This window comes from Saccharopolyspora mangrovi (genome assembly GCF_035320975.1).
GTDB classification, from domain to species: Bacteria; Actinomycetota; Actinomycetes; order Mycobacteriales; family Pseudonocardiaceae; genus Saccharopolyspora; species Saccharopolyspora mangrovi.
Map to the genome: position 1 here is coordinate 29930 of NZ_JAWLNX010000025.1, position 11675 is coordinate 41604.

An 11675-nucleotide genomic window follows, 5' to 3' on the forward strand; every position below is an offset into this window, starting at 1 on the left:
CGTTATGCCTGATGGGAGACGATTCAGCTGCTCTCGTTCAGCTTGCCCAGCAGCCTCGCGAGATCCGCGAGGTCCTGGGTGCTCCAGCTGGCGAACTGGCCGTGGAGGTGCTTGCGGCGCTCGGCGCGCACCCGGTCCAGGCGCTCCTGCCCCAGCTCAGAGAGCTGGATGCGGCGGGCGCGACCGTCGTCCGGGTCGGGCGCGCGCTCCAGCAGGTTCAGGTCGACGAGGGTGGCGATCTGCCGGGAGACGGTCGACTTGTCCAGGCCGGTGCGACCGGCCAGGTCCATGCCCCGCAGCGGGCCTTCGTGGGCGACCATCAGCAGCAGCGTGTAGGAAGCCGGGTCGAGGTCCGGGTGCACGAGCGCGGCGACGTGCGTGGAGAGGTTCCGCGCGTTGCGGAACATCATCACCAGTTCGCGCTCGACCTCCTCCGCGGCTTCCCGGCGCGCGGGGTCCTCAACGATCTCGTCGTCCTGCTCGCTCACTTCTCTCCCCGCGCCTTGCGACCGTTTCGCCCCACTCTAGGGAGCACGGCCGCGACGCGGAGCACCAGCCCGCGAACCCGTCAGGTCAGCTCCCGGCCGACACCTCGTGCCACGGGCGGGGCATTCCCTTGGCGCTGAAGTAGTCGCCGCCCTTGCGCTTGACGTCGTCGGTGCCCCAGGTGCGCTCCCGCAGGACGGGCATCATCCGGGGGATGTGCTTGCGGCAGTGGATGTAGGCCTCCTCGACCTGCACCACCACCCACCGCTCGGGCGTGCGGCCGCGGTCGAACTCCGAGGGCAGCGCGGGGTAGATGCCGCGCAGGTCGGCGTCCTCGACGATGCGGGCCTTGCCGTTGACGTGCAGGCCGATCAGGTCGGTGACGAAGTCCACCATCAGGATCCCGACGTGCGGGTTCTCGCTGATGTTGCCGAGGCTGGCCATCACGCCGTTGCCCCGGTACTCGGGGTAGCAGATGTGCTGGTCGTCGAGGACCTCGATGAAGCCGGGAGGTCCGGCCCGGAGGCTGGAGTCGCACTCGCCGCGGGCGTCGGAGGTGGCCACGAAGGCCATCTCCATGCGACCGACGAACTCCTTCATCTCCTCGTTGAGCCGGTCCAGCACCTGGTCGTCGTAGAAGCGGCGGGCCCGCTTCTCGGTACCGTAGGCGCACTGCAGGAGGTGCTCACCGGCTGATCCGGGCAGAGTCGGGGTTTCCTGCCGGAACGGGTCGGTGAGCTGCGGCTCCGCGAGCGGGCCGGGGATCGGGACAGGGGTCGTTCGGTTGTCGGATAACTCGAGGTCCAGCATGACCGCGGGGGCCACGCCGACCGGGTTGATGTGATCGGGGGTCACAGCGGGCCACAGTGTCACGTCGCCCCCTTCGGTAACAGGTTGCCTCCTAGCTTTCCCCCGACCGACTGATGGATTATCTACGTGAAGTAGTTAAAAAGCACTCAAAAGTGCCATCAAGGCAGACGTTCTTCCGATCAGGGGTTAGGGTCGCCCCTGATGTCGGGGGACGTTTGCAGGTAGCGGTTGCGCCCACCCCAGGTGCTTGCCGCCAACGTGGAGAAGACTGCGCCCGAAACGATGACGAACGCCGTACTGAGCCCCGGTCCGCCCCCGAACAACGAGCCGTCCAACTCCGGTGTGAGCAAGATGGTTCGACTCATCCGCGAGAGCTTCGCGGTCGTCGAACCGCACTCCGACGAGGTGGCGAAGTTCTTCTACGGCACCTTGTTCAGCATCGCGCCGCAAACCCGCGAGCTGTTCGCCGCCAACATGGAGGTGCAGCGCAGCCGCCTGCTTCGGGCGCTCGTGCACGTCATCCAGATGGTCGACAAGCCCGACGAGCTGCTGCCGTTCCTGCAGCAGCTGGGCCGCGACCACCGCAAGTTCGGTGTCGTCACGCAGCACTACGAGGCGGTCGGCACAGCACTGCTGGCAGCCATCAAGCGCTACGCCGGTGACGCCTGGACCGACCAGGTCGAACGCGCCTGGGCGGAGGCCTACACGGTCATGGCCTCGGCGATGACCGAAGCGGCCGCCGCCGACGACGGTCCCGCCTGGTACACCGGCCAGGTCCTGCACCACGAGCGGCTGAGCTGGGATCTCGCCGTGATCCGCGTGCAGACCGACCACCCGGTTCCCTACCTGCCCGGTCAGTACGTCAGCGTCGAGGTCCCGCAGCGGCCCCGCCTCTGGCGCTACCTGTCACCGGCCAACGCGCCCAGCGACGACGGTGTGATGGAGTTCCACGTCCGCTCCGTCGAGGGCGGCTGGGTCAGCCGCGCGCTGGTCGGGCACGCCCGGCCCGGCGACCAGTGGCGGATCGGCTCGCCGATGGGCCGGCTGACCGTGGACCGGGAGAACTCGCCGGACATCCTCATGGTGGCCGGCGGCACGGGCGTCACGCCGCTGCGGGCGATCATCGACGACCTCGCCCAGTACGGCGAGAACCCGCGCGTCCAGCTCTTCTACGGCGGACGCACCCGCGAGGACCTCTACGACCTGGACAACCTCCGCCGGATCGCGATGCAGAACCCGTGGCTGACGGTCACCGGCGTCCTGGAGAACGACCCGGACGTCGACGGGGTCGAGCACGGCACCATCGCCGACGTCGTCTCCCGCTACGGCGCCTGGGAGGACTGGGACGTCCTGGTCTCGGGCTCCCCGGCCATGATCCGAGCCACGGTCTCGAAGATGCTGGTCGCAGGCACCACCCTCGACCACATCCGCTACGACCCTTTCACGTTGGACTGATCCCGCTCGTCCTGCGTAGCGGTGCGGGTGGGGGAACCTGACCGGCTCCGTGGACTCCGCGCGCCACTCCTTGAGCATGTCGATACGCGGCGTCGCGGCGTGCTCGCCACGAAGCCGCTCAGAACCCCCGGCGGTGCCAGCTGCGAGGGTGGTGAAAGAGAAAGCGCCTTCGGTGCTTGCCTGACGAGAAGAGGGCACCTCCCCGGGTGGGGAGGTGCCCTCTTCGCGCTGAGGTCAGCGCTTGCGGTTGGGCTTCCAGACGACCAGCGCGGTTTCCTGCCGGACCGGGACGAGGTCCCGGCGGTAGGAGGCGTGGATCTGGGCCGCCGCCGACTCCGCTGCGGCGTAGGCCGCCGCGAGTTCCTCGGTGAGTTCGGCGACCTTCGACTGCAGCGCGTCGACCTGGTTCTCCAGGTCGATGATCCGCTTGATCCCCGCCAGGTTGACGCCCTCCTCCTGGGAGAGCCGCTGGACCTCGCGCAGCAGCGCGATGTCGCGCAGCGAGTAGCGCCTGCCGCCGGCCGCGGTGCGTCCAGGTGAGACCAGTCCGAGCCGGTCGTAGCTGCGCAGCGTCTGCGCGTGCAGACCGGACAGCTGCGCCGCCACCGAGATCACGAACATCGGGGTGTCCTCGTTGGACCCGGGTGGGAACGCGAATCCCATCTCCGGTCCGATCCCCGCGGGACCCGTCATGCGGCCGGCCATGCTTACCTCCCGAGCAACTCGTTCAGCTCGCTGCGCGGGTCGTGGTCGGCAGTGGCCTCGGCGTACGCCTGCAACGCCCCGGTCGCCTCGTCGTCGAGCTTCGACGGCACCGCGACCTGCAGCGTCACCAGGAGATCCCCGTTGCCACCGGCCTTCTTGCCCACGCCCTTGCCGCGCACCCGGAAGGTCCGCCCGCTGTTGGTCCCCGCCGGAACCTTCAGCGAGACCTTCCCGTCCAGGGTCGGCACCGTCAACGTAGTGCCCAGCGCGAGCTCCGGGAAGGTGACCGGGACGGAGATCGTCAGGTCATCACCGGATCGCCCGAACACCTTGTGCCCGTTGACGTGCACGACGACGTAGAGATCACCCGCCGTGGCGCCCTGCCGCCCGGGTTCGCCCTGCCCGGCCAGCCGGATCCGCTGCCCGTCGTCCACCCCTGGCGGGATGCGCACGGTCAGCGTCCGGCTCCGGTTGCTGACACCCTCACCGGCGCAGTCGTCGCACGGGCTGTCGATGATCTGGCCACGTCCTCGGCAGTCCGGGCACGGCTCGCTGAACGCGAACGCGCCCTGGTTGCGGGTGACCAGACCGGCTCCGCCGCAGGTCGAGCAGGTGCGCGGCCGGGTCCCGGGCTTGGCGCCCGAACCCCGGCAGGTCTGGCAGGTCGCCGGGCTCGACAGCCGCAGCGGCACCGTGGCACCGCGCACCGCCTCGTAGAAGTCGATGCGCACCTCGGTCTCGACGTCGGCACCGCGCCGCGGCCGGTTGGCCGTGCTCGCGCCCGTGCCCGCGCCGCCGGGACGCCGGTTGCCGAACAACCCGCCGAACAGGTCGCCCAGGCCACCGGCCCCCTGCTGACCGCCGAAGAGATCGCCGAGGTCGAAGCCGCCACCGGCGCCTCCGGGCCCGCCGAAGCCACCCGGAGCGCCGAAACCACCGCCCGCGCCGCCGAACCCACCGGACCCGAAGAGCCGGCGGGCTTCGTCGTACTGCTTGCGCTTGTCGGGGTCGGACAGCACTCCGTAGGCCTCGGAGACCGCCTTGAACTTGGCCTCGGCCGTGGCGTTGCCGGGGTTGGCGTCGGGGTGGTTCTCCCGCGCCAGCTTCCGGTACGCCTTCTTGATGTCCTCGGACGAAGCATCGGAGGAGACGCCCAGCTCAGCGTAGAAATCCTTGTCGAGCCATTCCCTGGCACTCACCGGACGCTCCTCCTTCCGCTCCTGATCACTCTTGTTCGGTGGACTCGGTGGGCTCGGCCGCGTTCTCGCCCGCCTCGTAGTCGGTCACCGCGACCATCGCCGGCCGCAGCACCCGCTCGCCGAACTGGTAGCCCCGGCGCAGCACGGTGGTGACCGTGGGGCCGGAGACCTCCGAGGACGTGGCGTGCTGGACGGCCTCGTGCACCGACGGGTCGAACTCGTCGCCCTCGGCCCCGAAGGACTCCAGGCCTGCCGAGTTCAGCGCGCCGACGAGCTTGTCGGCCACCGCCTTGAACGCGCCGTTGAGGTCGCCGTGCGCCTCGGCCCGCTCCAGGTCGTCGAGCACGGTCAGCAGGTCGCCCGCGACCGACGCCTTGGCGGCGGCGATCACCGACTCGCGGTCGCGTTCCACGCGCTTGCGGTAGTTCGCGTACTCCGCGGTGACCCGCTTGAGGTCGGCGGTGAGCTCGTCGACCTGCTTCTGCAGGCCGGTGGGCTCGCCGCCCTCCTGGGAGCCACCTTCGGCGGGCTGCTCGGCCGGCTCCTCGGCCTGGCCGAACTCCTCCTCGAGGGTGCCGGACATGCTTTCGGCCACCTGAGCCTCGTCTCCGTTCGGAGCAGGGGTCCGGCGCTCGCCGGTCTCCGGGTCGATTCGACGCCGATCCCGGACGACCACCGGCTCCTGCTGCTCGCCTTCGTTGCGCGACATTTCGGGCCTGTCCGAAGTCACTTCTTCTTCTCGTCCTCGTCGTCGACGATCTCGGCGTCCACCACGTCGTCGTCCTTGGCCGAGGAGCTGGCACCGGCACCGGCCTCGCCCGCGGCGTCACCGGCGGCGTCGCCCGCGGCGGCGGCACCGGCGTCGGCGTAGAGGGCCTGGCCCAGCGCCTGCGACTCGGTGGCCAGCTTCTCCACAGCGCTGGAGATGGCGTCGACGTCCTCGCCCTTCAGGGCCTCGTTGACCTCGTCGATCGCGCCCTTGACCTTGGTCTTGGTCTCCTCGGGCAGCTTCTCGTCGTTCTCCTTGAGGACCTTCTCGGTCTGGTAGACGAGCGTCTCGGCCTGGTTGCGGGCCTCGGCCTCCTCGCGACGCTTCTTGTCCTCCTCGGCGTGGGCCTCGGCGTCGGAGACCATCCGCTCGATGTCCTCCTTCGGCAGCGCGGAGCCGCCGGTGATGGTCATCGACTGCTCCTTGCCGGTGCCGAGGTCCTTGGCGGAGACGTGCACGATGCCGTTGGCGTCGATGTCGAAGGTGACCTCGATCTGCGGGACACCGCGCGGCGCCGGCGGCAGGCCGGTCAGCTCGAACATGCCGAGCTTCTTGTTGTGCGCGGCGATCTCGCGCTCACCCTGGAAGACCTGGATCTGCACCGACGGCTGGTTGTCGTCGGCGGTGGTGAAGGTCTCGGAGCGCTTGGTCGGGATCGTGGTGTTGCGCTCGATCAGCTTGGTCATGATGCCGCCCTTGGTCTCGATGCCCAGGGACAGCGGGGTGACGTCGAGCAGCAGGACGTCCTTGACCTCACCGCGCAGCACACCGGCCTGCAGGCTGGCGCCGACGGCGACGACCTCGTCCGGGTTCACGCCCTTGTTCGCGTCGCGGCCACCGGTCAGGTCCTTGACCAGCTCGGAGACGGCCGGCATGCGGGTGGAGCCACCGACGAGCACGACGTGGTCGATCTCGGAGAGCTTGATGCCCGCGTCGCGGATAACGGCCTCGAACGGCTTGCGGCAGCGCTCGAGCAGGTCGGAGGTGATCCGCTGGAACTCAGCGCGGGACAGCGTCTCGTCCAGGAACAGCGGGTTCTTGTCCGAGTCGACCGTGATGTAGGGCAGGTTGATGCTGGCGGTCGAGGAGGAGGACAGCTCGATCTTGGCCTTCTCAGCGGCTTCCTTGATCCGCTGCATGGCCATGCGGTCCTTGGTCAGGTCGATGCCGTTGGACGACTTGAACTTCTCGACCAGCCACTCGACGATGCGCTCGTCCCAGTCGTCACCACCGAGGTGGTTGTCACCGGAGGTGGCGCGGACCTCGACGACGCCCTCGCCGATCTCCAGCAGCGAGACGTCGAAGGTGCCGCCACCGAGGTCGAAGACCAGGATCGTCTGCTCGGACTCGCCCTTGTCGAGACCGTAGGCCAGCGCGGCGGCGGTCGGCTCGTTGACGATGCGCAGCACGTTGAGGCCGGCGATCTGGCCGGCTTCCTTGGTGGCCTGCCGCTGGGCGTCCTCGAAGTAGGCGGGGACGGTGATGACCGCGTCGGTCACGTCCTCGCCGAGGTAGGACTCGGCGTCGCGCTTGAGCTTCATCAGCACGCGCGCGGAGATCTCCTGCGGCGTGTAGTCCTTGTCGTCGATGCCGACGTTCCAGTCGGTGCCCATGTGGCGCTTGACCGACCGGATGGTGCGGTCAACGTTGGTGACCGCCTGGTTCTTCGCAGGCTGACCGGTGAGGATCTCGCCGTTCTTCGCGAAGGCCACGATGGACGGCGTGGTCCGCGAGCCCTCGGAGTTGGCGATAACCGTCGGTTCACCGCCCTCCAGGACGGAAACGACGGAGTTGGTCGTCCCCAGGTCGATGCCGACCGCTCGCGCCATTGGTGATTCCTCCAGTACTAGTCCAGTCCGCCCAAGCGCCCGCTGCGGGCTCTTGAGCCTTGCTCGCTCAAGTTTTACCCACGACCCCTGCGCACCGTCAAACGGGGTTGAGCAAGGCGCACTCAAGCTTTCTGCCACTCCAACGCCTGACCAGCCACTTCAGTTCCCCAACGCCCCACCAGGTGACCCACCCGACACGCCGGAGTGTCACCCGCCCGCCCCGGGGTGCCCGGATTACCGGCGTAATCAGGACCCCGAATACCGGCGTAATCGGTGCCCTGATTACGCCGGTATTCCGTTCTGCGGCGGCACCCGGTCGTCCGGGGGTGAGGTCACTTCGGGGAGGGGATGCCGAGGTAGTCGTAGGGGTGCATGAGGAAGCGGAGGACGGGTTCGAGGCCCTCGACGGTGGGGGGTTCGTCGGCGATGAGGGCCTGCAGGAGGAGGCCGTCGATGCCCGCGATGAAGGCGCTGATGACCGGGTCACCGCCGCCCTCGCCGTTGTTGATGTTGCCCCGGATGAGCTCGATCCAGCGCCGCGCGGCGGGCCGCAGGGCGGGACGGCGGGCCGCGAGCAGGTAGAGCTCGTACTCGCCGATGGTGCGCTCGCGCTGCTCGCTGATCATGCGCACGAGCAGTTCGGCGATGGCGCGCGGCCACTGGGCGTTGTCGACGACCTGCTCGCGGACCGCGGTGATCTGCTCGACCAGCGCGTCGCACCCGTCGACCAGGCTGGCGACCAGCAGGTCGTCGATGCCGTCGAAGTAGTACGCGATCGATGCGGGCGGGACGCCGGCCTCGCGCGCGATGTTGCGGTGACTGACGGCGCCGACGCCGTCGCGGGCCACGACCCGCAGCGCCGCGTCGACGATCGCCCGGCGGCGGCGTTCGCCCTTGAGCCGCCGCCCGTCGGTCACCTCGGTCAATGCGCGCCTCCCAGCTCCAGTGCCACGACCCCGCCGATGATGAGCGCGATCCCGCCGATCTGCACCGCGGTGATCGACTCGCCCAGGAACACCGCACCGATGATGGCCACCAGCGCGACCCCGGCCCCGGCCCAGATCGCGTAGACCACGCCGACGGGCAGCCCGAGCTTGAGCACAGCGCTCATGGCGGTGAACGCGACCGCGTATCCAATTACGACCACCACCGAGGGGACGAGCTTGCTGAAGCCCTCGGAGAGCTTCAGCGACACCGTCCCGACCACTTCGCTGCAGATCGCCAACACCAGCAGCAGGTAAGCCACGAGCCCTCCTCGAATCATCATGGGCGATCGCCCAACTTCTTGAACGCACGCCTCCCCAGGTCAGGAAGGCGAAAAGGATCAGTCGCGTCGCTTGCGAGGCCCCTCGGCCATCGCCGCGGCGATGGCCGCCCAGATGACGATCGGGATCGCGGGCCAGAAGAACTTCAGCTCAGCCGAGGCGACCGAAGCCACACCCCAGATCGCGATCATGATGACCGCGCCGACCGCCCAGTCGCGCCACTCCTTGACCACCTTGGCCTTGTTCCTCGCGCGCGACGAGCTCGGGTGAGGGCTTGGGCTCCGGGAGATCGCTGGTCAGCGGCTCCAGCTCGCCGAGCGTCGTCGCGCCGTAGGCGCCCTGCAGCCGCTCGTCGTACTCGGTGACGCTGAGACGCCCCTCGTCCAGCGCGGTGCGCAGCCGTTGCGCGACGCGCTCGCGGTCGGCGTCGGAGGCCCGCATGCCTCCCTGCTTCGGATCGACCATCTGCTCCACCCCCAGGTGCGGATTGACCGAACGCGACGCTCACCCGATCAACTACGTGTCGAAAATCGCACATCTTCACGCCAGTTTGCCTTGATCGACACCGACGCGGCGGTGGAACCGCACCACGTGCCCAGCTCGCCCCAGGCGTTCAACAGCGACAACTACAGAAACACCCGCTGCCGCGGACGGTCGCCCCACGGGCCCCACGACAGTCAAGGTAGCAGAAAACTGAACAAACGCCCAAGTAGTTTTTCGACCTGGGGTCTCGCAGAATCACCGACTGTTCCCGAATTCACGCCCCGGCCCCCGTGGTTACCAGCGGGTAACAGGGCGTACGCTCCCCAAACGGACAACCCCCGAAACAGGAGGCCGCGAGCATGGGTGCTGTACAGATCACGCTTGGCGCGATCTCGGTCGCGCTCGGCGTCGTCGCGTGGAGCATGTTCGCCATGACCATCGCCCGATTCGTGCGGATCATCCGCCTCGGGCAACCCGACGGCACCCGGAACGGTCCGGCTCTGGCGCGTCTGGCCACGCTGGTCAAGGAGTTCGCCGCGCACACCCGGATGAACAAGTTCCGCAACGTCGGAGTGTGGCACTGGCTGGTCATGTGGGGCTTCCTGCTCGGCTCCCTTGCCCTGTTCGAGGCCTACGGCGAGGTCTTCGTCCCGACTTGGGGCTGGCCGATCCTCGACCACCTGGCGATCTACCACTTCCTGATGGAGGTCCTGGGCGTCGGCACGGTCGTCGGCATCCTGGTGCTGATCGTGATCCGCCAGGTCAACCACCCGCGGCGGGCCGGCCGCGTGTCCCGCTTCCAGGGCTCCAACTTCGCCTGGGCCTACTTCATCGAGGCCGTGGTGCTCATCGAGGGCATAGGCATCCTCGGTGTCCGCGCCGCCAAGGCCGCCCTGGGCGTGCACGAGATGCCGCTGTGGGCCGAGTTCGTCTCCGGCCCGGTCGGCATGCTGCTGCCCGCCAGCGAGAACCTGGTCTCGGTGTTCGCCTTCATCAAGCTGATGAGCGCCACCGTCTGGCTGATCGTGGTCGCCCGCACCATGACGATGGGTGTGGCCTGGCACCGCTTCAGCGCGTTCTTCAACATCTACTTCAAGCGCGAGGACGACGGTGACGTCGCGCTGGGCGCGGTCAAGCCGATGATGTCGGGCGGCAAGCCGCTGGACTTCGAGGAGGCCGACCCGGACACCGACGTGTTCGGCGCCGGCAAGGTCGAGGACTTCTCCTGGAAGGGCTGGCTGGACTTCACGACCTGCACCGAGTGCGGTCGCTGCCAGTCGCAGTGCCCGGCGTGGAACACCGGCAAGCCGCTGTCGCCGAAGATGCTGATCACCCAGCTGCGTGACCACGCCTACGCCAAGGCCCCGTACCTGCTGGCCGGTGGCAGCAAGGACATGGCCGGCGACGAGGTCGGCATCACCGGTGACGGCGCCGAGGAGAAGCTGGCCAAGATCAACGCGCTGGCGCTGGCCGAGGCCGAGCGCCCGCTGGTCGGCGGCCCGGAGGAGATGGGCGTCATCGACCCCGAGGTCCTGTGGGCCTGCACCTCCTGCGGTGCCTGCGTCGAGCAGTGCCCGGTCGACATCGAGCACGTCGACCACATCGTCGACATGCGCCGCTACCAGGTCATGATCGAGTCGAACTTCCCGACCGAGCTGGGCGGGATGTTCAAGAACCTGGAGAACAAGGGCAACCCGTGGGGCCAGAACGCCAAGGACCGCCTCGCGTGGACCGAGGACCTGGACTTCGAGGTGCCGGTCTTCGACGGCGAGCTCGCCGCCGACGACGAGTACCTGTTCTGGGTCGGCTGCGCCGGTGCCTTCGAGGACCGCGCGAAGAAGACCACCCAGGCCGTGGCCGAGCTGCTGCACATGGCGGGCGTGAAGTACAAGGTGCTGGGCCCGGAGGAGACCTGCACCGGTGACCCGGCCCGCCGCGCGGGCAACGAGTTCATCTTCCAGATGATGGCCCAGCAGAACGTCGAGGTCCTCAACGGCGTCTTCGAGGGCCGCGAGCCGGGCAAGCGCAAGATCGTCGCGACCTGCGCGCACTGCTTCAACAGCCTCGCCAACGAGTACTCCGAGCTCGGCGGGAACTACGAGGTCGTGCACCACACCCAGCTGCTGAACAAGCTGGTGCGGGAGAAGCGCCTGACCCCGGTCGCCCCGGTCGCCGAGGACGTGACCTACCACGACCCCTGCTACCTGGGACGGCACAACAAGGTCTACACGCCGCCGCGCGACCTGGTCGGCGCCGCGGGCGCGACCTTCCGCGAGATGCCGCGCCACGAGGAGCGCTCCATGTGCTGCGGTGCCGGTGGTGCCCGCATGTGGATGGAGGAGCGCATCGGCAAGCGGATCAACCTCGAGCGCGTCGACGAGGCCCTGGGCACCGCCCCCTCGAAGATCGCCACCGGTTGCCCGTTCTGCAAGGTGATGCTCTCCGACGGCGTCACGACCCGGAAGAGCGAGCAGGTCGCCAACGAGTCCGTCGAGGTCGTCGACGTCGCCCAGCTGCTGCTCAACGCCGTCAAGCGCGGCGACGAGCAGAAGGACGGCGCAGCCGAGGCGGAACCCGCCAGCAGCTGACGGTTCTGACCTGAGAAGGGGGGGGGGCCCCCGGGGGGGGGGGCCCCACACGGAGGGGGGGAGGGGGGGGGGGTGAGAAAACACCC

At 68.8% G+C, this 11675-nt stretch carries 11 protein-coding genes; 2 read left to right on the plus strand and 9 right to left on the minus strand.

The genetic code is table 11. From position 1 onward, the window contains the following. Positions 1-23: 23 nt before the first annotated feature. Together R4I43_RS27365 and R4I43_RS27370 are read right to left on the minus strand one after the other, a co-directional pair. Entirely contained in the window at positions 24-488 is a 465-nt protein-coding gene (locus R4I43_RS27365; RefSeq protein WP_324268570.1) for a MarR family winged helix-turn-helix transcriptional regulator, read from the minus strand. A gap of 85 nt (positions 489-573) precedes the next feature. Next, the gene (locus tag R4I43_RS27370) at positions 574-1341 is read right to left on the minus strand and encodes a pyridoxamine 5'-phosphate oxidase family protein (RefSeq protein WP_324268571.1); all 768 of its coding nucleotides are present in this window, start codon (positions 1339-1341) and stop codon (positions 574-576) included. 306 nt (positions 1342-1647) lie between these two features. Between R4I43_RS27370 and R4I43_RS27375 the strand changes: the two genes are divergently transcribed. Continuing rightward, entirely contained in the window at positions 1648-2751 is a 1104-nt protein-coding gene (locus tag R4I43_RS27375; protein ID WP_324268630.1) for an FAD-binding oxidoreductase, read from the plus strand. 234 nt (positions 2752-2985) lie between these two features. On the opposite strand, the gene R4I43_RS27380 is transcribed toward R4I43_RS27375, so the two are convergent. From R4I43_RS27380 to R4I43_RS27410, 7 genes are all read right to left on the minus strand, one after another. After that, positions 2986-3414: a heat shock protein transcriptional repressor HspR gene (locus R4I43_RS27380; RefSeq protein WP_324268631.1), complete on the minus strand. Its 429-nt coding sequence runs from the start codon at positions 3412-3414 to the stop codon at positions 2986-2988. Between the two features lie 44 nt (positions 3415-3458). Next, positions 3459-4655 carry a molecular chaperone DnaJ gene (gene dnaJ, locus R4I43_RS27385; protein WP_324268572.1) on the minus strand — a complete coding sequence of 399 codons (1197 nt, stop codon included), beginning with the start codon at positions 4653-4655 and terminating at the stop codon, positions 3459-3461. Positions 4656-4680: 25 nt separating this feature from the next. Next, positions 4681-5364 carry a nucleotide exchange factor GrpE gene (gene grpE / locus R4I43_RS27390; protein ID WP_324268573.1) on the minus strand — a complete coding sequence of 228 codons (684 nt, stop codon included), beginning with the start codon at positions 5362-5364 and terminating at the stop codon, positions 4681-4683. A 17-nt stretch (positions 5365-5381) separates the two neighbouring features. Beyond that, positions 5382-7253 carry a molecular chaperone DnaK gene (dnaK, locus tag R4I43_RS27395; RefSeq protein WP_324268574.1) on the minus strand — a complete coding sequence of 624 codons (1872 nt, stop codon included), beginning with the start codon at positions 7251-7253 and terminating at the stop codon, positions 5382-5384. Between the two features lie 332 nt (positions 7254-7585). Beyond that, positions 7586-8170 (minus strand): TetR/AcrR family transcriptional regulator, encoded by a 585-nt coding sequence (locus R4I43_RS27400; RefSeq protein ID WP_324268632.1) that lies wholly within the window; start codon positions 8168-8170, stop codon positions 7586-7588. A gap of 5 nt (positions 8171-8175) precedes the next feature. After that, positions 8176-8499: a DMT family transporter gene (locus R4I43_RS27405; protein WP_324268575.1), complete on the minus strand. Its 324-nt coding sequence runs from the start codon at positions 8497-8499 to the stop codon at positions 8176-8178. A 169-nt stretch (positions 8500-8668) separates the two neighbouring features. After that, positions 8669-8983: a DUF1707 SHOCT-like domain-containing protein gene (locus tag R4I43_RS27410; RefSeq protein WP_324268576.1), complete on the minus strand. Its 315-nt coding sequence runs from the start codon at positions 8981-8983 to the stop codon at positions 8669-8671. A 377-nt stretch (positions 8984-9360) separates the two neighbouring features. Between R4I43_RS27410 and R4I43_RS27415 the strand changes: the two genes are divergently transcribed. After that, positions 9361-11589: a (Fe-S)-binding protein gene (locus R4I43_RS27415; RefSeq protein ID WP_324268577.1), complete on the plus strand. Its 2229-nt coding sequence runs from the start codon at positions 9361-9363 to the stop codon at positions 11587-11589. Positions 11590-11675 lie beyond the last annotated feature (86 nt).